This window comes from Neobacillus sp. GCM10023253 (assembly GCF_042653105.1).
GTDB classification, from domain to species: Bacteria; Bacillota; Bacilli; order Bacillales; family Cytobacillaceae; genus Neobacillus; species Neobacillus citreus.
This window is the reverse complement of the sequence record NZ_JBHSHV010000003.1, coordinates 286,778-308,754: the sequence shown is the minus strand read 5'-3', so window position 1 is coordinate 308,754 and position 21,977 is coordinate 286,778. Positions and strand designations below refer to the sequence as shown.

Below are 21,977 nucleotides of genomic sequence, written 5' to 3'. Positions count from 1 at the left end.
CATTTTCTACCGCATTTTCCCTATAATATTACCAGTAATTATATCACAATATTTGTCATTCGTAAGACATTTCTTGCTCAAAATAAGGGTAAAATTTTGGAACTAATGTCAGGAAAATACCACAGGCGGCCTTGCTTATTTTCTCCCGATGATTTCAACTTCTGTTTCCATTTTTATTTGATATAAATGGTAAATCGTATCTTTAACATGCTGAATTAAGGCAAGCACATCCCCTGCCGTGGCATTGCCGGCATTGACAATAAAATTCCCATGCATTTCGGAAATCTTTGCACCGCCAATACTAAAGCCCTTAAGGCCAGCTACTTCAATTAATTTTCCGGCGTAATTAGGCAGCGGGTTCCGAAAAATACTGCCTGCACACGGAAAATTCCAAGGCTGAGTTTCCTTCCTGTAATCTTTGTTTTTTTGCATCTGGGCTACTATCGAGTTCTTTTCTCCTGCCTCGAGTTGAAATACAGCTTCGACGACGATACCCGGACGTTTATTCTGCAGAATGGAGGTCCGATAAGAAAACTCTAGCTCCTCATTAGAAAGCCACTCCATTGAACCATCCAAAAATAGGATATGGGCTTTTGTAAGAACCTTGCTGATGTCAGACCCGTGCGCTCCAGCGTTCATGTACACGGCCCCGCCTACAGAACCGGGAATTCCGCTAGCAAATTCCAGACCGGATAGACCTTTTTTGCTAATTAGGGTAGATAGACTAACAAGTGAATGTCCACCGCCAACAGTTATTTCAGTTCCATTAATCTCAAGCGAATCGATGCCATTGCCCAGTTTAAGAACAACTCCCTCAATTCCTTTATCTGACACTAAAAGGTTGGAGCCTCTGCCGATGGCCCGCCAATTTAAGTGATGGTTTCTAATAACTTCCATTACCTTTTGCAAATTTTCAACAGAAGAAGGTTCAATAAATATATCAGCGGGACCGCCGATTTTAATTGTGGTGTGATGGGCAAGAGGTTCATTTATCTTCACTTTTCCGATATTTAATTCTTGCAATTCTTTTACAGCTTCAACCAATTTATACCACCTAGCTTTCCTAACTTACATATCGTTTTAGTTTATGCCAAAAAAATAATTTGGGCTACTAATGATTACCATTATTTCATCAGATTCCTCATCACTTTGTAAAGTCTAACGGCTGAATCCGGAACACCCATTTCCCTGGATTTTTGTTTCATTTCCTTCAGGATATCTTTATTTAGCAAAATTCGATCTATTTCCTTAACAAGGGCCACGCTGGTTAAATCCTTTTCCAGTAATACTTGTGCAGCTCCATGACTGCTAAGTGACCTGGCATTTTTTTCTTGATGATTATTCGTTACGTACGGACTTGGGATTAAAATACTAGGTATTCCAAGCGAAGTGAGCTCTGCCAATGTGGTAGCCCCTGCTCTTGCTACCACTAAATCAGTCCCTGCCAAAACTTCGGGCATATTATGAATAAAAGGTTTGATGACGACATTTTTGGGGTTTCCAATCAATTCAGCTTCTTTTTTAACATCTTCAAAATGCACTTCACCGGTTACATAAAGCACCTGATATGGTTTACCTGCAAACTCAGGGATCGCCTTAATAACCGCCTCGTTTATAGGCCTCGCCCCTCTCGACCCGCCAACTATTAGGACACAAGGCTCAGTTGTGCTCAAACCCGCAGAAAGCCGCCCCTTAATGCCATCCGTACCAATAACCTCAGATGCGCGGGGATTACCTGTAAAGACTACTTTGTCTTTAGGGAAGAACTCCTTCGCTTCATCAAAACAAATGGCAATTTTGCTGACGTAACGGCTCAAGAACTTGTTTGTTAAGCCGGGAACACTATTTTGCTCATGGATAATTGCAGGGATTTGCATCTTGGCAGCAGCATAGACAACCGGTCCGCAAACATATCCGCCTGTCCCAATCACTATGTCCGGTTTAAATTCTTTTAATATTTTTTTACTGTCTCTTACTCCTTTAAGAAACCGCCAAATCGTTTTCACATTTTCAAAGGATAGCTTTCTCTTAAAGCCTGTAATGTGGATAGACTTAAAAGAGATATTTTCCCTGGGAACAAGTTTACTCTCCAAACCATTATTTGTACCTATGTATAGAAATTCGGCTTGATTATTTTCCTTTTGGATTTCTCGAATAAGTGCAAGTGCAGGGTATATATGACCTCCTGTACCGCCGCCGCTTACCGCTATTTTCAAATTTCTCACCTCGTAAAAGTCAGCTAAACACATTCTACTATAAAAATTATATGAAAAAAGCTATCGAAAAAAGAATGTTATCTATTTGTAATGAAAAAAGAAAATTAGAAACAAACAAAAAGACCCTGTCAATCAACAGGGTACTCTTTAATATCTTGAATAGCGGCTTATATTCAGGAGCACACCGATTGCCATTAGCATAAGTGTCAAGGAAGATCCTCCATAGCTTAGGAATGGCAGGGTAATCCCCGTAACCGGCATCAGTCCTGTAACAACACCTATATTAATCATAACCTGAATCGCAACCATTGCGATTATTCCGACGGCTAGAAAACTTCCATATAAGTCAGGTGCTCCTAAGGCAATACGGATCCCGCGCCATAATAAAAGCGCAAATAAAAGAATAACGAATGAGCCGCCAATAAAGCCCAGTTCCTCCGAGAGAATCGCGAAAATAAAATCGGTTTGCGGTTCTGGCAGGTAGAAAAACTTTTGCCGGCTTTCACCAAGACCAAGTCCGAACAAACCGCCAGGGCCTATGGCATAAAGCGATTGAATAATTTGAAATCCGCTTCCCAAGGGGTCGGACCACGGATCTAGAAACGACGTGATCCTTTTAATCCGATAGGGAGCAGAGGCAATTAAGCCGACAAATCCGGCTACTCCCATGAGTCCCAGAAAGGCAAAATGGCTGATGCGAGCCCCCGCGATAAAGATCATCACCACACACGTGCCCATCATGACGGTACCAGTCCCTAAATCAGGCTGAAGCATAATCATTGCAAACGCAACGAAGGCGAGGCCCAATGAAGGTACAAGTCCTTTTTTAAAGGAAGTAATCAATTTTTGCCGTTCCGAAAGATACTTTGCCAAAAAGGCAATCATTGCAAGCTTCATAAATTCTGACGGCTGAATCGAGAACGCCCCTACGCCAATCCAGCTTCGTGACCCGTTCCGAACATTTCCGATACCCGGGATTAGGACGAGAATTAATAAAACAAAGCAAACAATTAAAATAGTTTTAGACCACGTCCGCCATGTCCAGTAGTTAATATTCATAATAAAAAACATGGCCAGTATGCCTACACCCGCGAATAAGGTTTGCCGTTTTGCAAAGAAAAAGGAATCTTCGAATTTATATTCAGCCCAGATTGCACTCGCGCTGTACACCATAATCAACCCTACGGCAAGCAAGGTAAAGGTAACGATCATTAAAATAAAATCGGGAGTTGTTCTCTTTGTCGGCACCACAAACACCTCAACTACAAGTTTTAGGGCACAAAGGAAAGCTTCTTTGGACAATCGCAGAACCAAGCTGTGCTTGGTCCGAAGGCGCTTAAAGCTTTTCTTTGGACAAGTCCCCTACTTAAGTCTATGCACCGCTTCGATAAAAATGTCTCCCCTGATTTCAAAACTTTTATATTGATCCCAGCTGGCGCAGGCAGGAGATAACAAAATAACGTCACCCGGTTCCGAAAATCCGAATGCAGCAGGTACAGCCATGTCAACATTATCGACACGCTTTATGCATTTTATTCCCGCAACTTGCCCAACGCGTTCAAGCTTTGGTGCTGTCTGGCCGAATGTAACCATTGCTTTTACATTTTTAAAGTAAGGAATCAACTCATCAAACTCATTACCCCGATCCAGACCGCCTGCAAGCAGGACAATCGGGCCGTTAAATGCCGAAAGTGCTTTGATTGTTGCTAACGTATTCGTTGCCTTTGAATCATTATAGAATTTTCTCCCATTCACTTCAGCAACGTATTGCAATCGATGTCTGACTCCCGTAAATGTAAGAAGAACCTGTTGAATCGCATGATTTTCAACACCTGAAAGCTTGGCTGCAGCCATGGCCGATAAGATGTTTTCTAAATTATGGCGGCCCGGCAGAACAATTTTCTCAATTTCCATGACTTTTTCTTGATTAAAACAAATCCAGCCGTCCTTGATGCAGGCCCCTTCCATTAGCACTTTTTTAGTAGAGAAAGGAATGATTTTGGCTTTCGAATGGCGGGCCATTTCGAAAGTTTCTTCCTGGTCGGCATTTACGATCAAATAATCTTCCTCTGTTTGGTTTTTCGTAATGTTTGCTTTTGCCCTTTTATATTCCTCTCTAGTCCCATGATAATCTAGATGGGCATCATAGATGTTTGTAATAATAGCAATTTTCGGTTTGAAAGTATCAATCCCCATTAACTGGAAGGATGATAATTCAATAACAATGGTATTGTCTTTCCCAGCTATCTCAGCAACACCAGAAGCAACTGTCCCGATATTCCCTGCAATTAACGGCTGCTTTGCACCTTCATTCAGCATTTCATAAACGAGGGTTGTCGTAGTGGTTTTCCCATTCGTTCCGGTAATTCCGATAAGTGGGGCTTCGGAGATTTCATAGGCAAGCTCCACTTCAGTTATGACAGGAATACCTTTTTCAAGTGCGCCTTCAATCATTGGATTGGTATATGGTATTCCGGGATTTTTGACAATCAACTCAAATCCCTCATCCAGCAGTTCAACCGGATGCTCCCCGCAAATTACTTTAATCCCTTGTTCTAACAGCCCTTGAGCCTCAGGATTTTCCGACAGTGGTTTTTTGTCATTAACTGTTACAAAGGCTCCAAGTTTATGTAAAAGAGCGGCGGCCGTTACTCCGCTTTTGGCTAACCCTAAGACAAGAATTTTTTTATGGCGATAAGATTCAATCTGCTTCAATTACAACCACACCTCGATATAGATTCCAAGAATCGCAAAAATTAGACCGACACTCCAAAAAGTAACAACTACTCTCCATTCAGACCAGCCGACAAGCTCATAATGATGATGCAGGGGACTCATTCGGAAGATGCGCTTTCCAGTTGTTTTAAAGGAAGCAACCTGAAGAATGACTGATAATGTTTCAATCACAAATATCCCGCCAATGATCAGGAGCAATACTTCTAGCTTCGTTAGGATCGAAATGGCGGCAATCGCCCCTCCCAGCGCAAGCGAGCCTGTATCCCCCATGAAAACCTTGGCCGGATGGGCATTAAACACCAAAAAGCCAAGGACAGCACCGACAATGGCAACAGAAAAAATCGCAACTTCCATTTGCGACTGATTCCAGGCAAGGACGGCGAACGCGCCGAACGCAATAGCGGCAGTACCGGACACCAAACCATCTAATCCGTCCGTTAAATTGACAGCATTCGAAAATCCAACTAGCCAAAAAACAATAAAAATGACAAAAAACCATCCCAAATCAAGCGACTTGTCGGTAAATGGAAGAATGATATCGGTTGAAAACCCGTTTTGTTTGTACACCAAGTAAAATATAACGGAAATAATAATTTGTCCTAAAAACTTTTGCTTGGAGGTTAATCCCAGGTTTCTCTTCAGGACTACTTTTATAAAATCATCTAAAAATCCCAATAAACCAAACCCAAGCGTGACCAAAAGAAGCAAATACGTTTTAACTGTCGGTTCGGAAAATTTGCCCGTCATCACCAGCGTTGTTATGACAATGGCAAATAAAATCATGATGCCGCCCATCGTCGGTGTTCCTGATTTTTTCTGGTGTGATTTAGGTCCTTCCTCCCGGATGCTTTGTCCAAATTTCAACCTTCTTAAGAAGGGAATAAAAACTGGTGAAAGCAGCACTGATATTAGAAACGCCATGATGATTGTGAAAAATATAACTTGCTCCAGCATATTATCCCCTCCCCCCGTGTATCTTTTCTTGTTTTTCAATTATTTTTTTTAGCATTACAGCAATATCATATGATTCGTTATTTTTATTAAGAAGTTTTTTATTTGAAAATTTAAAGTTAGTTGTCTCCATTTTTGCAGTTGCTTCTCCATCCAATTTTTCAATATATCGTGTTAAAATCTGTACAATTGCATCCCCTGAACCATCTGTAAAAAAGACCGGAAAATGATTTGGAGTGTAATTCGGCAGTTTATTTCGTTTGTCCCAAAGAACCGCAATAGCACCTTGAGCAATGGCTTCAGATAGACTGCCGCTATCTTCGCTTATGGAGATAAACAGTCCCTTTGGCTGTATATCCCCCGCCATGTCAGTCACCGTATAAAAAGCAAAATCGCCTTGGACTCCTTGTTTTTCCGAAAAAATTTCAGCTAAGTCCCGATAGGTCAAAACCATTATTTTCTCTCCTCAATTGCTTCCCTAGCGACAAGCCGGTCATCGAAATCATAAACTTCACTGCCGATAATCTGATAGGTTTCGTGTCCCTTGCCGGCAATCAAAATGACATCACCTGCTGTTGCCTGCTTTACCGCTACGCCAATGGCTTCTTTACGGTCAGGAATCACCCGATAAATATAGTTCCTGCCTTGAATCCCAGATTCCATTTCCTTTAAAATTTCAAGCGGATTCTCACTGCGTGGATTATCCGAGGTGAAAATCGGATCAGTTGCATATTGACAGGCAATTTGCGCCATCAACGGACGTTTCGTCCTGTCCCTGTCACCACCGCACCCGACTACAACAAAGATTTTTTTCCGGGCAAAATGCTGGATTGTTTTCAAAACATTTTCCAAGCTGTCCGGTGTATGGGCGTAATCGACAATCACGGTAAAATCTTGGCCTGCTTGCACAAGCTCAAACCTTCCTGCCACTCCCTTAATACTTTCAAGAGAGCGAATAATCGTCTCAATTGGAAGCCCCGATACCAGTGCGGCCGAGATACTGGCCAAAACATTATAAACGCTGAATTTGCCGATAAACTGAATGTTAACGGGATATCTACGATTGCCAAACACGACCTCAAATTCGGTGCCTGATGCGTTCATCTGGATATTTTCGGCTTGAATATCCGCTTTTGAATCGATCCCATAGGTCACAACATGGGCAGCCGTCGACCGTTTAAACAGGCTTGACGCAGGGTCATCGGCATTTAACACGGCAAATTTAGCTTTTTGCTGGTTAAAGGTGTTGCCAAGCTGAGCAAATAATAGACTCTTTGCCCGTTGGTATTCATCCATTGTCTTATGATAATCGAGATGGTCTTGAGTAAGGTTGGTAAATACGGCCACGTCAAAGTCGCAGCCATGGACCCTTCCTAAATCCAAAGCATGTGAAGAGACCTCCATGACCGCTGTTTCCACCCTATCATCCACCATTTGTTTAAAGGTTTTTTGCAGCGTTAAGCTTTCAGGTGTGGTATTTTTAGTTTCAATCAGCTTATCAGCTATTTTTGTATACATCGTGCCAATTAATCCGGTAATCCGCCCATAATCAGCAAAAATCTTTTCAATCATGTGGCTGGTTGTTGTTTTTCCGTTTGTACCTGTAATTCCTATCAAATGCAGTTTCTTTGAAGGCTGTTCGAAAAAGGTATCAGCCAGAACCGCCATCGCTCTTGTTGTATCATTCACAACGATAACAGGAACATCAAGCTTAAGCGGACGTTCCGCGAGAATAGCAGCAGCACCGCTCGCTACGGCCGATTCAGCAAAATCGTGACCGTCCACGGTGTACCCTTTAATACAAATAAATAAGCTCCCGTTTTGCACCTTGCGGTTGTCATTTTCTATTGAAGTGATTTCCCTGTCTTCTCCTTCATAGGGAATTATCAGATGCAAACTCTCAAGCAGCTTTTTCAGCTTCATGGTCATCTCAAATCCTCTCATTACCTTACCTCTGCTTTTGCCAATGCCCCTTTAGAAGAGACTAGTGGGCGAAAGTTTCACTTTATTTTACATGAAAATAAATTTTTTTGCCATTTTGTTCTTTGCATCGGCAAAAACTAGAGGTGAGAAATGCTTTAAGATTTTTAATTAATCACCACTGCCGAAGTATAGTCTAATTTTTGAACCTTCCTTTACTTTCGTTCCTGGTGCAGGAGATTGTCTCACAACAACATCACCTTCGCCGCTTGCATCAACTCGAAGGTTCAAGATTTGTTCCATAAGCTCAATTTTTGTCATGCCAACAAAATCAGGCAGTTCGATTGGTGCAGTATCAGGCCATTTAATTTCTTTTTCAATTTGATCCTTTCTTGGTTCTACCCCCATCGCACTCAAGCTGTCCTTCATTATATTCCCTACAATCGGAGCACTTACGGTACCGCCAAATGCGGTTACGCCTTTCGGGTTATCAACCGCCACATAAACGACTATTTGCGGGTCATCCGCGGGAGCAAAGCCAATAAACGAGACGATAAAGTTATTTTCTAAGTATCGGCCGCCCTGGGCTTTTTGGGCTGTCCCAGTTTTGCCGCCAATCCGATATGAATCAACAAATGCTTTACCTCCAGTACCTTGGGCAACAACACTTTCAAGAGCATGGCGAATTTCCTTGGATGTGTCCTCAGAAATAACCCTGCGCTTTTCAACTGGAGTATTTCTCATTACGATTTCTTTAGTTACAGGGTCGATTAATTCCTTTGCAATAAAAGGTTTATATAAGATCCCGCCGTTTACGGCAGCAGACACTGCAGCAACCTGCTGGATTGGCGTAACAGATACCCCTTGTCCGAAAGCAGTTGTTGCCAATTCAACCGGGCCGACGCGGTTCATATTAAATAGAATCCCGGTTCCTTCCCCCTGTAAATCAATTCCTGTCTTTTGGCCAAAGCCAAAATCCTTTACATATTGGAAAAGCTTTTCCTTTCCCAGCCTTTGACCAAGCTCCACGAATCCGGGGTTGCAGGAATTCTGCACCACTTCTAAGAAGGTTTGATCTCCATGTCCGCCTCGTTTCCAGCATTTCAACCTGGCACCGGCTACCTGAACTGAGCCGGAATCATGAAAGTGTTCTTTCTCTAAGTCTACCTTTCCCTCATTCAATGCCGCTGCCAGCGTAATAATTTTAAAAGTCGACCCCGGCTCATACGTCATCCAGACAGGTAAATTCCGGTTGTAAACCTCCTGCGGAACGTTGCGAAAATTTGCCGGGTCAAAGGATGGCCTGCTTGACATCGCTAAAATCTCACCGCTGTTCGGGTTCATCGCAATGGCAATTAGTCCATCAGGGTTATACTTAGCTTCAGCAATATCCAGCTCTCTTTCGACAATCGTCTGGACCTTTGTGTCAATCGTTAATTTTAGGTCAAGACCATTGACGGGCTTCTCATAATCATCCGCCATATCATTCATTCGTTCGCCTTTGGCATTTGCATAAAATTTAACAGAGCCTCTTTCCCCGCTCAGCTCTTTATCATAATATTTTTCAAGACCCATCAATCCCTGGTTGTCCACTCCTGCAAAGCCTAGAACATGGGCTAAATAGCTGCCATAAGGATAATGTCGTTTAGAATCTTCCCCAATGTAGACACCTTCAAGACCTAATGCCCGGATCTCCTTTGCTTTTTCATGGGAGATCTTTCGCCCTTCCTTTATCCGAACAATTCTCTCTTTTTGTGTTATCTCGCGATAGGCTGTTTCTTTAGGCATATTTAAGACTGAGGCCAGTTTTTCAGCTGTTGCCGCCGGGTCTTTAACCTGCCTTGGGACAACCCAGACAGTTGGGGCACTCATATTAGTCGCTAACGGAACACCATTGCGATCAACAATTTCGCCTCGCTGGGGCTCAAATGGAATATTCCGGCTCCAAGAATCCTTTGCACGTCCAGTCAACATGTCTCCGAGATAAAATTGTACATAACCTAGCCTGACATCAATAATCAAAAAGATCAGAATTCCGATGATTAGTGCAAGTAATAACCGTTTACGGACCGTTACATTTGAAACGCGCATATTTGAACAATGCCTCCTACTCCTTTACGTTATCGTTCATTTATATGCTTGTACTTCCTTGATTAGAACGGGTCCAAACGGTTCAAACCGCGGAAAAGAGGCTGTCCGATTACAGCCTCTTCCCTTAGTTAATCCTGCACTTTCTCTTCCTGATTGTCCTCTTGCTTTGTTCCCTCTTGCTGCTGCCCATTTATTTCCTCTGTCCATTGTTCTTCGGGCGTTTTAAGTTCGACAATCAAGAAATCATCCTTACGCAATAACGCTTGTGGTTGAATATTTTGACTAACAACATATCCTTTGCCTTTTGGATTCAAATTTAATCCTGCCAAATTGGCAACCTTCATGACATCCCTTAGTGACCAGCCTGTTAGATCCGGAGCAGTCAATTCACCATTTGTTCGAATAACCACCTTTTCACCCTCGAGAATCTCCGTTCCGGCTTTAGGCAGCTGCTTGTCCACCTCGGTTCCGGATCCAAGAACCACCGCCTCAATTCCCTTGTCCTTTAGACTTTTTACCGCCTCATTCACGTCCATTCCCTGTAAATCAGGCAATTCGCTGACATTCGTTTTTTCCGTAGTGGAAGGCTGAATATTTAAGTAATGCAAGCTATTCTGCATGACAGGGTTAAAAATAGCCGACACAGGAATGGCACCTTGGCCTGCATCAAGTCCTTTCAGATCCGGCTGCTGTACGGCCACATAAACAATCAGTTTCGGGTCCTCCTTTGGAGCCATCCCTAAAAAGGAGAACATATAGTTGTTAACCCCGCTTAGGTATTTTCCATCCGGACCGGGAATATTAGCTGTTCCTGTTTTCCCTGCCACACTGTAGCCGTCAATTTTATAACGCCCGCCAGTGCCTTTTGGAGAGGTGACCACCGTTTCTAGGTAATCGAGAACCTTGCTGGCTGTTTCAGCAGAAATCGGGCTAGAAACAACCTCGGCAGTTTCTTCCTTTATTGTTTCGCCAGTATCATGATTGACAATTTTCTTGACCACACGCGGCTTTACCATTTTCCCGCCATTGGCAACGGCCGTAGCCGCCTGGATTTGCTGCATTGGTGTGATCGCTGTTCCTTGACCATATGCGGTGGTAATCTTTTCAATTGGATAAGTGTATTGAATTTTCCCAGATGTTTCATTTGGCAGTTCAATGCCTGTCGGCTTATCAAAACCAAACTTCGTTAAATATTCTCTGAATCTTTCAAAGCCCAATTTTTCCTTAGCAATTTTCGCAAACGCCACGTTTGACGAGCGCTGTACACCTTCAAGATACGTAATGCTTCCCCAGCCAGACCCGTTGTGGTCATGGATGGCTTTATCCTTATCCGTCACCCGATAAGACCCGGACTGATACAGTTCATTTGGATCGAACACATTTTCTTGAACGGCTGCAGCAAGTGTAAAGATTTTCATCGTCGAACCAGGCTCAAACGAAGTTTCAATCGCTTCGTTATGCCAGCTTTTATCAATCCCGTCTTTTGTCTTTGGATCAAAGGACGGCCGCTGGCCCATCGCTAATATCTCTCCTGTTTTCGGGTCGGCCACAATCGCAATAATTTTCTTCGGCTTGTAATCCTTAACCACTTTGTCCATGGCATCCTCTAAAAATGTCTGGATTTTCTTATCAATCGTTAAATAGACATCATTTCCATCTTTTGCGGGGATGACTTTTTCCTTTCCAGTAGGAAGAATATATCCCCATTTATCACTTTCATATTGTATTTTTCCATCTTTGCCAGTTAAGGCATCGTTATACGATTTTTCAACCCCCATTATGCCTTCATATTTGAAGGTATTATCCTTTTGTTTAACGCTGTCTGTATACCCTACTAAATGTGAGGCAAAGGTACCATTTGGATAAAACCTTTTCGAATCACGGATAAATGTAATTCCTGGCAGTTTCAGTGCCTCTATCTTTGTTTTTGTGTCATGGGTAATATCTTTTCCTGCCTTTCCAAACTCCACCTGAAACCGGCCTTTTATCGATAGTCTGCGGTAAATCTCTGATTCATCCATTTTAATATATTTGGCCAGCTCTTTTGCCGTTTTCTCTGGGTCCTTTACATGCATCGGTTTTTTGGGGTCAGTCGTCATTTTCTTATCAAGAATTGCTACTAAGGTATAAGATGCAGTATCCTCCGCAACCACCTCACCATTCCGATCGTAAATAACTCCCCGTACTGCAGGGATGGTTCCATTTCGGTTATATTTTTCCTGAGCAAGTGCTGATAACTTCTGGCCTGCTGCTTCACCAGTAACTTGAATGAAAAGAAATCTGCACAATAAGACAAAAAAGAGCAGGCTGAATATTATAAACAATATCGCTGCTCCGGAATTTATATATGGCTGTTTCTTAATCATTTCTGCTGCACAACCTTGACGTTATTTTCGTTTAATATTAATCCCATTTGTTTGGCTTTTTCATAAATCCGTTCGTACGTACTTAATTCACTAACTTGTACCTGCAGGTCACTATTAACTTTCTGCTGTTCCTTCACCTTGGCATCAACTGTTTGAATTTCTTTATTCACGTCATAGATTTTTGCCTGATTGTTTAGGAGATGGGCAGCCCCAAAGCAAACGACACCTGCAAAAACAACTCCGATTATTTTTTCCCCTGGAGTAAGCCAGGATTTTTTTATTTTTACCTGTCTTTCGTCGCGTACTGTTTGTTCTGTTCGCTGCTGCTCTTGAACTTTCCTGGCAAGATTACTCAATCTTTTTCCCCTCCGGTTTGATTATTTATATTCTATATTTTTTCGGCAATACGTAGCTTTGCCGACCGCGCACGATTGTTGAGTTCCACCTCTTCTTCAGATGGAAGAATCGGTTTCCTTGTGATTAATTTTAAAATAGGCTTGTACTCATCCGGAATGACCGGCAAACCTGGCGGCAGCGGTGGTGTTTCACTTGCCTTTTTAAATGTTGCTTTACAAATTCTGTCTTCAAGCGAATGGAACGTGATGCAGCTGATTCGTCCGCCTTTATTCAGCAAAGAAATCGCCTGGTTTAAAGACTTCTCAAACACGCCAAGTTCATCGTTCACTGCAATTCTGACCGCTTGAAAAATTCGTTTGGCAGGGTGTCCGCCTTTTCTCCTTGCAGGGGCCGGAATCGCTTCCTTAATCAAGTCAACCAATTCAAATGTCGTTTCAATTGGTTTGACCGCTCTCGCCGCTTCAATCTTACGGGTGATTTGTTTCGAGAACTTTTCCTCACCATAGTGAAAAAAGATTCGGACTAATTCCTCATAAGACCAATGGTTAATGACATCATAGGCAGAGGTTGGTGCACCCGTATCCATCCTCATATCGAGAGGGGCATCATGATGATAACTAAAGCCTCTCTCAGGAGTGTCAAGCTGCGGGGAGGACACACCCAAGTCATACAGAACTCCATCAACTTTTTCAATTCCTTGTTTTTCAAGCTCTTCTTTTAAATGTAAAAAATTGCTTTTAATAATGGTTAAACGGTCGCCATATTCGGCTAATTTCTGCTCTGCATTTCTGATGGCTGTATCATCCTGGTCAAATGCAAACAATTTGCCTCCTGTCCCGAGTTTCGAAAGGATTAAAGAGCTATGACCGGCACCACCCAATGTACAATCCACATAAATACCATCAGGCTTAATATTCAAGCCTTCTACCGCTTCATCCAATAACACAGTTGTATGTTTAAACATTTAAGTACCACCTTTTCCAATCTATCGCAAAACATTTGTATGCAGAAAATATATTAAGATAACTTATCCATTATATATCAAAGCCAATCATATTTTCTGCAATTTCCGCAAAAGATTCTTCAGACTGTGAAAAATAGTCTTCCCAAATCTGCTTGCTCCAAATTTCGATTCGATTGGAAACACCCAAAATCACACATTCTTTATCTAATTTTGCATACTGCAATAATGGTGCGGGGATGTTAATTCTTCCTTGTTTATCCAGTTCACTCTCTGTTGCACCGGAAAAGAAGAATCGTGTAAAGGCACGGGCGTCTTTTTTTGTCAGCGGCAAGCCTTTTAATTTTTCTTCAATCAGCTTCCATTCTGATAATGGGTAACCAAACAAACATTGATCCAAACCCCTAGTGATGATGAACATCTCACCGAGTTCATCGCGGAATTTGGAGGGCACAATCATTCGTCCTTTGTTATCAATGCTATGATGGTATTCACCCATGAACATACCCACTACCCCCACTTTCTATTAAAAATGTACCACATTCCCCCACTTTCCACCACCTATTTTTTAACTATTCTTCTTTTAATCCAAAAATCCTTTCCAAATTAGTTTTTTTTTACAAAAAAAAGAAAACCCCACGTAAGTGAGATTTTCTAGATTTTGATAACCTTGTGCAGACCGTCAAATTCAAATGGTAATATCATAAGGTCTTTGATAAAAGTTAATCCATAATGATTTAGGTAATAGAAAATATTCCAGACTCTTTCCTGCGGGGATCCGTCTGGTCTTAAGGCGAGATTGATCCGGCTGAATTTTTTTAATTGGATATCGTGTCTCTGCTTTACTGCATCTTCGAGCTTTGTTTCCATGAACCCTATCTCCTTAAGAAGATAGCTTTCATTTTTCTTGAGCAGTGGCAGGAGACCACGGTCGATCACCGCTGTTTTTGCTTCAATAAACTGATATTGTTTAAGCAGTTCTTCCTTAACAGAAGAAAATAACATTTCAACTTCCTTATCCTTCACTGTTTCAAGAAATTGCTCTATTTCTTGATTCGTTCCCCTTTGTAAAACTTCCTCTAGCTTTAAATCTAATTGTGTCACTTCCGCTTCCACTGAGCGGTCCAAAAACGTAATATTTAAACGAGGAACAATCGGTGGCATTTTCATGTTAAATTGTTCAAAGACAAGCTTTAGTTCCGCCCAATACGATATCTCGCCTGGACCTGCAATAAAGGCAAGGGTAGGAAAGATCCATTCCTGCATGAGCGGCCTGGTCACCACATTATTGCTAAATTTTTCAGGATATTGTGTTGCCATCTCCACTAATTCCTCTTGGGTGAAGGTAACTCTTCCACTTTTCCCCACAAAGCAATTGGCGGCCCGGTCATATTCCAGCAAAATGCGTTCTTTTAATTTTTGATCATAATAAAATAAATTAGCAGCATGTTCCCCCGCTTCGATGGTGATTGGGAATCCTTTATCTCCTATCTGCTTTTGCTGTTCCAATAGTGAAAAGGTGATTGCCTCGTGATTGACAATTTGCTCCGTTAGAAAATCCCTTTGAAGCTGCCGGAAGCTTTTGTCGCCGGAGTCAACAAGTAATAAACCATAATCCTTAAACAGTTCCATTATTATATAAGCGAAAAAGTCAACAAAGGTGGCTGATTTTTCAATCTGCCTTTCGGCAAACTCTAATAGCCGCTTCGTATGCTCCGATTCACCGAAATTCTCAATAATATTGCGAACCCATTCCCGGCAGATTTCCTGGTCCAATGGAATATCAGTAACCATTGGCTTGCTATGAACCTTTTTCGGATAGGTCCATTTATCAAGCTTTTCTTCCATCGGAACATAGACATGATTCACTTCTTGATAATCATGGTCTTCACCCGCAATCCAAAACACTGGGACAACCGGAATCCCAAGAAGCTTCTCTTTTTGTTCTGCCAATTTAATGATTGAAATAACCTTATGTATCGAATAAAGCGGACCTGTGAGGATTCCTGCCTGCTGTCCCCCAATTACGACTGCACTGTCCTCACGCTTTAACTTCTCAATGGAGTTTTTCACCGCTTCCGAGGTGCCAAATCGCTCCATAAAGCTTTCAATATGTGTGGCAGTCTCAATTCGCGGAAAGCTTCTCTCCTTTAATTCAGCCGTCCTCTTTAAATCTTCGTTTAAATCATTGAAGTGATAATGAAAAAAAGGCATAACATCCTTTGATTGCGCCAAGTAATTTGAAGCGAACCGGTTGGCCGCTGGTAAAGAGAGATTTAAAATCTCCATTCATGAACTCCCTTTCTGTAAACCCAAATTATTCTTTTAAGAGTATACCACTCCCCGGCCTATATAAAAAAAACATATGCCTCAATTTTTTTTAAGATGCTAACGAAAAGATAATGGCCCGATGAATGACACCAAATAGTGTCAGGGATATATAGGCAAGAAAAAATAGAAGAAAATTAAACCGCCAAAAACCTTTCATCACCTTTTTTAAAATGATCTCATCTTTCACTTTCCAATGGACAACAACAAAAATGATCGCGATGAAAATCATTACTAGTAGTATTATCCAAAAAAATGAATTCCCCCAAATTGTTTTTACTAAAAAATGAACAGAAATAATAAATAAAATGGTTGAATAATCAAGGGCATGATGCACTGATTTCCGAGTGTCATTCGTGATGAGTTTAAAGACAAGAAAAACGAGTAAAAAGCCAAGGAACGGCATAATGAACAACAGCGTTAACAAAGTCGATAGGACGGCGCTCAAAATTTCTCACTCCTTCCTTCTTGTTCTTTTCCCTTAATTAGGGAATATAACGCCTGTATTTGCGCGGCCTGTTTATGCAGCTTCTCAGCCTCATCCAAGAGAAACCCTAAAATGGCGTCCACCTCGGTCATTCTGCCCGCTTCCAAATCCTTCAGCATGGACGAACGATTTTCGGCTGTTGATTGACAGACATAATGAATATGCTGCAAATAGGCTTCCTTATCACCTAAACGCAGCACGTCCGAAATTTCCTCGAATAAGTTGTTCAGCGCCTGCAGGTAATATGGATTTTCGATTAAGTCACCGTTTTTGACGCGAAGAATAGCCGTCAGAGGATTAATTGCTGCATTGACAATTAATTTCTTTAGCAGCATATCAAAATAATTTTCTCTTATCACAATCGGAAAATCATTCGGTACTTTAGCAGCAAGAAAATGCAGCCAATCGGCCGTTCCTTTATAACTGGCAGCATTCGTGATTCCTTCCCCATTATGATAAACCGTGTAGGCATTTTCTCTTAAGGCACCGTGTTCCACAGAGCCTACCGCAATATTTTTTTCCTTAATCGCTTCGAGCAGCTTTAAATGCCCCATACCATTTTGGATAAATAGTAAGTTAGGTGCCGCCGAGCTGTTCACATTTTCAATAATCGTTTGCAGATGATATTGTTTTACAGCAACAACCGTAACAGTTTCTGTTCCTTTCCAATCGCTGATAGGCAAGGCTTGTACATTGGTGCTCGTCACAGTATCTCCTTTTTTTAGCACGATTCCATTTTGATTAATTTGCTCTGCTTGTGCGGGGGTTCTTGTGTATATAATAGTTTCAAAAGCCCTGCTCAAATAGGCAGCAAATAATAAACCTAATGAACCCGCTCCAATAATTCCAACCTTCATCGCTATCCCTTCTTTAAATCGTCTTACCCGTATTTTACCAAAATCAATTAATTGTTTGTAAAAAAATAAACCCTCTTCGACAGAAAGTTCGAAAAGGGATATTTTTTTTAGACTGGGTAGACAGGATGTTTCCTGACACCGAAGTTCAATTCTTTTGTTTCATAGTAATCAAAACGCTGAATGAGTACGCTTCTTAATTCAGATGGGGCAACAATTTCATCAACAATAAGCTCAGAAGCCAGCTTATAAATGTCAATAGCTTCTTTATATTCCTTTTGCTTCGCCTGAACATAAGCGATTCTTTCCTTTGGATCGTTAATTTCATTTATTTTATTGGAGTAGACAGCATTTACCGCAGCTTCAGGACCCATTACGGCGATTTGCGCGGTAGGCAGAGCGATACAACAATCCGGTTCAAAGGCGGGGCCTGCCATCGCATAAAGACCAGCACCGTAAGCCTTGCGAACAATGACCGAGATTTTGGGCACTGTGGCAGAACTCATAGCAGCAATTAATTTAGCCCCATGACGGATGATGCCCGCACGCTCGACCTTTGTTCCAATCATAAAGCCCGGAACATCCGCCAAGAACAATAACGGAATATGAAAGGCATCACAAAGCTGAATGAATTTTGCGGCTTTATCCGCGGAATCGACAAACAGGACGCCGCCCTTTACCTTCGGCTGATTGGCAATGATGCCAACCGCTCTTCCATCTATTCTAGCAAGTCCAGTTATTAACTCAGGTGCAAATAATTTTTTAATTTCATAGAAGCTGCCGGCATCAACCAGTCGATCAATACACTCATACATATCAAACGGTGCATTTTGGTTTTCCGGAATAATCGCCTCTAATTCCCTTCCTTCCTTAGCCGCCGCACCAGCAATCTTTTTTGTCTTCTCTTTAAAATTGGCTGGAAAAAAGCTGATATATCTTTTGGCAGACTCAATTGCCTCCTCCTCACTGAAAGCCAGAACATCACCACAGCCCGAAATTGTACAATGCATTCGAGCCCCGCCCATTTCCTCCAGCGTCACCTTTTCGCCGATGACCTTTTCCGCCATTCGCGGCGACCCTAAGTACATGGAGGCATTTTGGTCGACCATGATGACAATATCGCAAAAAGCTGGGATATAGGCCCCGCCTGCTGCGGATGGCCCAAAAAGGATACATATCTGCGGAATCATGCCGGACAGCTTTACCTGATTATAAAAAATTCTTCCGGCCCCGCGGCGGTTTGGAAACATCTCTAATTGGTCGGTTATTCTCGCACCTGCCGAATCCACCAAATACAATAAAGGCACCTGCAATTTCTCAGCAGTTTCTTGAATACGGATAATTTTTTCAACGGTCCGTGCTCCCCAGGAGCCCGCCTTTATGGTGGAGTCATTTGCCATTACACATACAGTCTGGCCATTTATTTTGCCAATTGCTGTTACCACGCCATCAGCAGGCAAATCACCTGCCGTAAAGTTGGCAAATTTGCCGTCTTCTTCATATTTCCCATCATCAAACAATAATCTTAAGCGGTCACGGACGAACAGCTTATTCTGCTCTTTGGCCTTTTCATGATATTTTGGATGCCCGCCCGCTTCGATTTGTTTCCGGTATTCGTTTAATTGGTCATTTAATGTATTCGTCTGTGCCATAATGCCCCCTCCTAAACTAGAACAATCAGCACATCGCCTTCATTTACGAAGTCTCCGATGTTAACCTTTACTTCCTTAACCACACCTTCGATACTGCTTTCAATCGGAATTTCCATTTTCATGGATTCAAGCATTAATACTTCTTGACCCATGTTGATTGATTCGCCTGCTGCTGTGAAAATATTAAGTACGGTTCCTGCCATTGATGCTGTAATTTCTTTCATCTTTAAAACACTCCTTAGTTCACTAATGTTTTTGTTAAAAAGCTTGTGGTATAATTTCCATTTTGAAAATCTCTATTTGCAAGAATATTTAAGAATAACGGGGCATTCGTTTTAATCCCCTCAATTTTAATTTCCTGGAAGAAAGTCTCAGCCATTTCCAATGCTTTTTGCCGGTCTGCACCATAAAAAATGCATTTAGCTATCATTGGATCATAAAATGGAGTGACCGTTCCACCTTCTTCATAACCCGAATCGATCCGTACCCCTTCTTTTTCTTCCCACCTCAAGGTGGTGATTTTGCCAGGAGAAGGCAAAAACCGTACAGGGTCTTCCGCATAAAGACGAAATTCCACAGCATGGCCGGAAGAATGGACTTCTGATTGCAGCAGCGGCAGCCTTTCTCCCCGCGCAACGAGAATCTGCCATTTTACTAAATCAAGACCTGTAATAGATTCAGTTACTGGATGTTCAACTTGAAGTCTCGTATTCATTTCAAGAAAATAAAAATTCTCGTTTTCATCAACAATAAATTCAATTGTTCCCGCATTTGTATAATTGACAGCACGAGCCGCTTTAACGGCTGTTTCATACATTTGCTGCCGGACTGAATCGGAAAGAAACGGCGATGGCGATTCCTCGATAACCTTCTGGTGCCTTCTTTGGACGGAACAATCCCTTTCAAATAAGTGAATGAGATTGCCAAATTCATCACCGAAAACTTGAACCTCAATATGCCTGGCATCCGCGATATATTTTTCGATAAATACCTCATCCGACCCAAAATAGGCAAGCGCCCTTGCCTTGGTGGATGCGTATGACTTAGCGAGCGCTTGCTCATTTTCACATAACACCATGCCGATTCCGCCTCCGCCGCCGCTCGCCTTCAGCATAATCGGATAGCCTATATTTTCTGCTAAGGCAAGGGCCGCTTCAACCGTTTTTAAACCGGTGCCGCTGCCTGGGACAACCGGAACTCCCGCTTTTTCCATTGTTTGCCGGGAAACAATTTTATCTCCCATTAAATCAATTGTTTCGGGCTTCGGTCCGATAAAGATAATGCCTTCGTTTCTGGCTTTCTGTGCAAAAGCTGCATTTTCCGATAAAAAGCCATAGCCTGGATGGATGGCATCCACTTTTTCTGCTTTTGCTACCTCTAAAATTTTCTCTGCCTGTAAATAAGACTTGTTAACTTGAGCTTCCCCAATACACACCGCCCTCGTCGCAGCCTTTACAAAAGGCATCTCCCTATCTGCTTCGGAATAAACAGCAATTGTCTCAATTCCCATCGCTTGGCACGTTCTAATAATACGAAGGGCAATTTCTCCCCGATTGGCAATTAAAATTTTTTGCACATTTCTTCCCCTTTCCTGACCCAATGTCACTTTCACTATTAAGTTTCTACATCATTCTTCGAATTTCCTGCCATTTTTGAAACCGCTTTCGATTATTCGATGAGGAAATTTTAGTTTTTTTGTATTATAATGATAGTAATTCATTTGAATAATGAAAAAATTATTCATATCATGTTATTCAGTAAAAAAAAATATATACAAGGTTACAGAATATAATTTCTAGGAGGAAGAACATGGGGACTAAAGTGGAAAAATTAAAAGTTAATTTCAAAACTCTAGAAGAATTTAAAAAGTTTAAAGAATATGGCCTTCAAGAGCTTTCAATGTTTGAAGATCTTGAAGCCAATATGATAGACAATGATATCAATTCACCGTTTTACGGTATTTACTATGGAGATAAGCTTGTTGCCCGGATGAGCTTATACCAAATTGAAGCTAAATTCGATCGATATTTTTATCCGCCCCAAAGTTATTTGGAATTATGGAAACTGGAAGTATTACAAGACTATCAGGGAAAAGACTTTGGTAGACAACTTGTAGATTTCGCCAAAAGCTTTGGACTTCCAATTAAGACAAATGCAAGAATGCAATCTCGCGGCTTCTGGGAAAAGATGGGCTTTTCAAGTGTTGATTACGATATGGAACGAGACCGCGGGGAAAATCCGCTTGTCTGGTATCCAGAAGGTGTGGAAGCACAATAATATAAATGAAAACTCGCCGATTGGCGAGTCCGATAGGACGAAGACAGAGGCGTAGTTGAATTTATGCGTTAAGAAAGTATAAAGCTTTCGACAGAAAGTTTATACTTTCTTATTAGCTAAGCGAAAAAGCGGACCGGATGTCCGCTTTTTCTATTTCTCTACTCTTTCCAGGTTGCCGTTTTTATCCATCTGGAATCTAACCTTGGATTGACGGTCTTCATCCTGAAGAACAACCATTTTGCGAGCTCTTTCCATAATTTCCAGTAATGAACGGTAGTCCTCTTCGATGGCCTTTAGGTTCTCCGTAAGTCTTTCATTCTCTGCTGCTAAATAATAAGTTTGCTTTTCTAATTCTTTTATTTTTTCGGAAGACTTCCTGCTTCCCTCTTCAAGCTCAGCAAAATTCTCTACTTGTTTAAAAACGCCCTCTAAAAACTGAATGACAGCCGGAAATGTCAAAGTACCCCCTGGCTCGGTCGAGACAGCTTCCTTTTTAATTATTTCAGGGGCTGGATCAGCTTCAACAGGAGCAATATGTTTTTTCAATTCTTTACGCTGCTTCTTGGCAAGCTCTATTCCAGACTTGTATTGCTTTCTAACATATGAGTTCCAGCGGAATCCACAGGCCGCAGGTGTCCGCGATAGCTGTTTCCCCACCTCCTCAAATGCTTGAAGCTGTGTCCCGCCTTCTCGAATATGCCTTAATACTACTTCAGCAAGCAGTAAATCCTCATCTTGGCTCCAAGCATCTTGTCGAGTTGGTGACATCAAATCCCCTCCT

Annotated in this window: 20 protein-coding genes; 1 reads left to right on the top strand and 19 read right to left on the bottom strand. The window is 41.8% G+C overall.

All coding sequences use genetic code 11. From position 1 onward, the window contains the following. Window positions 1-135 precede the first annotated feature (135 nt). The 18 genes from murB to ACFPA1_RS01855 form a co-directional block, all read right to left on the bottom strand. Window positions 136-1,044, bottom strand: a complete 909-nt coding sequence (murB, locus tag ACFPA1_RS01940) for a UDP-N-acetylmuramate dehydrogenase (RefSeq protein ID WP_378581028.1) — start codon at window positions 1,042-1,044, stop codon at window positions 136-138. A gap of 80 nt (window positions 1,045-1,124) precedes the next feature. Then, the gene (gene murG, locus ACFPA1_RS01935) at window positions 1,125-2,216 is read right to left on the bottom strand and encodes an undecaprenyldiphospho-muramoylpentapeptide beta-N-acetylglucosaminyltransferase (RefSeq protein ID WP_213140836.1); all 1,092 of its coding nucleotides are present in this window, start codon (window positions 2,214-2,216) and stop codon (window positions 1,125-1,127) included. Between the two features lie 147 nt (window positions 2,217-2,363). Then, window positions 2,364-3,428: a stage V sporulation protein E gene (spoVE, locus tag ACFPA1_RS01930; protein ID WP_378581848.1), complete on the bottom strand. Its 1,065-nt coding sequence runs from the start codon at window positions 3,426-3,428 to the stop codon at window positions 2,364-2,366. Between the two features lie 150 nt (window positions 3,429-3,578). After that, window positions 3,579-4,931: a UDP-N-acetylmuramoyl-L-alanine--D-glutamate ligase gene (gene murD / locus ACFPA1_RS01925; protein WP_213140838.1), complete on the bottom strand. Its 1,353-nt coding sequence runs from the start codon at window positions 4,929-4,931 to the stop codon at window positions 3,579-3,581. Further along, entirely contained in the window at window positions 4,932-5,906 is a 975-nt protein-coding gene (gene mraY / locus ACFPA1_RS01920) for a phospho-N-acetylmuramoyl-pentapeptide-transferase (protein WP_378581026.1), read from the bottom strand. A 1-nt stretch (window position 5,907) separates the two neighbouring features. Continuing rightward, the gene (locus ACFPA1_RS01915) at window positions 5,908-6,357 is read right to left on the bottom strand and encodes a hypothetical protein (protein WP_378581024.1); all 450 of its coding nucleotides are present in this window, start codon (window positions 6,355-6,357) and stop codon (window positions 5,908-5,910) included. Then, window positions 6,357-7,826: a UDP-N-acetylmuramoyl-L-alanyl-D-glutamate--2,6-diaminopimelate ligase gene (locus ACFPA1_RS01910; protein ID WP_213141308.1), complete on the bottom strand. Its 1,470-nt coding sequence runs from the start codon at window positions 7,824-7,826 to the stop codon at window positions 6,357-6,359. Before ACFPA1_RS01910 ends, ACFPA1_RS01915 begins: the two co-directional genes overlap by 1 nt. A 168-nt stretch (window positions 7,827-7,994) precedes the next feature. Further along, window positions 7,995-9,914: a stage V sporulation protein D gene (locus ACFPA1_RS01905; protein WP_213140840.1), complete on the bottom strand. Its 1,920-nt coding sequence runs from the start codon at window positions 9,912-9,914 to the stop codon at window positions 7,995-7,997. Window positions 9,915-10,042: 128 nt separating this feature from the next. Continuing rightward, the gene (locus ACFPA1_RS01900) at window positions 10,043-12,280 is read right to left on the bottom strand and encodes a penicillin-binding protein (protein WP_378581022.1); all 2,238 of its coding nucleotides are present in this window, start codon (window positions 12,278-12,280) and stop codon (window positions 10,043-10,045) included. Further along, complete coding sequence (gene ftsL / locus ACFPA1_RS01895) at window positions 12,277-12,636, bottom strand: cell division protein FtsL (RefSeq protein ID WP_213140842.1); 360 nt, start codon at window positions 12,634-12,636, stop codon at window positions 12,277-12,279. Before ftsL ends, ACFPA1_RS01900 begins: the two co-directional genes overlap by 4 nt. A gap of 32 nt (window positions 12,637-12,668) precedes the next feature. Next, entirely contained in the window at window positions 12,669-13,601 is a 933-nt protein-coding gene (gene rsmH / locus ACFPA1_RS01890; RefSeq protein WP_213140843.1) for a 16S rRNA (cytosine(1402)-N(4))-methyltransferase RsmH, read from the bottom strand. 70 nt (window positions 13,602-13,671) lie between these two features. Then, window positions 13,672-14,103, bottom strand: a complete 432-nt coding sequence (gene mraZ, locus ACFPA1_RS01885) for a division/cell wall cluster transcriptional repressor MraZ (protein ID WP_213140844.1) — start codon at window positions 14,101-14,103, stop codon at window positions 13,672-13,674. 149 nt (window positions 14,104-14,252) lie between these two features. Further along, window positions 14,253-15,887, bottom strand: a complete 1,635-nt coding sequence (gene bshC, locus ACFPA1_RS01880) for a bacillithiol biosynthesis cysteine-adding enzyme BshC (RefSeq protein ID WP_378581018.1) — start codon at window positions 15,885-15,887, stop codon at window positions 14,253-14,255. Window positions 15,888-15,978: 91 nt separating this feature from the next. Then, entirely contained in the window at window positions 15,979-16,374 is a 396-nt protein-coding gene (locus ACFPA1_RS01875; protein ID WP_213140846.1) for a DUF3397 domain-containing protein, read from the bottom strand. Then, on the bottom strand, window positions 16,371-17,270 hold the full coding sequence (locus tag ACFPA1_RS01870) for a 2-dehydropantoate 2-reductase (RefSeq protein ID WP_378581016.1): 900 nt from the start codon (window positions 17,268-17,270) through the stop codon (window positions 16,371-16,373). The genes ACFPA1_RS01875 and ACFPA1_RS01870 overlap by 4 nt, the downstream gene beginning before the upstream one ends. 107 nt (window positions 17,271-17,377) lie before the next feature. Then, a complete protein-coding gene (locus ACFPA1_RS01865; RefSeq protein WP_213140848.1) occupies window positions 17,378-18,919 on the bottom strand; it encodes an acyl-CoA carboxylase subunit beta in 1,542 nt (513 codons plus the stop codon). 11 nt (window positions 18,920-18,930) lie between these two features. Next, window positions 18,931-19,143, bottom strand: a complete 213-nt coding sequence (locus tag ACFPA1_RS01860) for a biotin/lipoyl-containing protein (protein ID WP_213116433.1) — start codon at window positions 19,141-19,143, stop codon at window positions 18,931-18,933. A gap of 14 nt (window positions 19,144-19,157) precedes the next feature. Then, window positions 19,158-20,495: an acetyl-CoA carboxylase biotin carboxylase subunit gene (locus ACFPA1_RS01855; protein WP_378581013.1), complete on the bottom strand. Its 1,338-nt coding sequence runs from the start codon at window positions 20,493-20,495 to the stop codon at window positions 19,158-19,160. A gap of 233 nt (window positions 20,496-20,728) precedes the next feature. Between ACFPA1_RS01855 and ACFPA1_RS01850 the strand changes: the two genes are divergently transcribed. Then, a complete protein-coding gene (locus ACFPA1_RS01850; protein WP_213140851.1) occupies window positions 20,729-21,196 on the top strand; it encodes an N-acetyltransferase in 468 nt (155 codons plus the stop codon). Window positions 21,197-21,346: 150 nt separating this feature from the next. Here the strand turns inward: ACFPA1_RS01850 and ACFPA1_RS01845 are convergent, their stop codons facing one another. After that, window positions 21,347-21,964, bottom strand: a complete 618-nt coding sequence (locus ACFPA1_RS01845) for an RsfA family transcriptional regulator (protein WP_213140852.1) — start codon at window positions 21,962-21,964, stop codon at window positions 21,347-21,349. Window positions 21,965-21,977 lie beyond the last annotated feature (13 nt).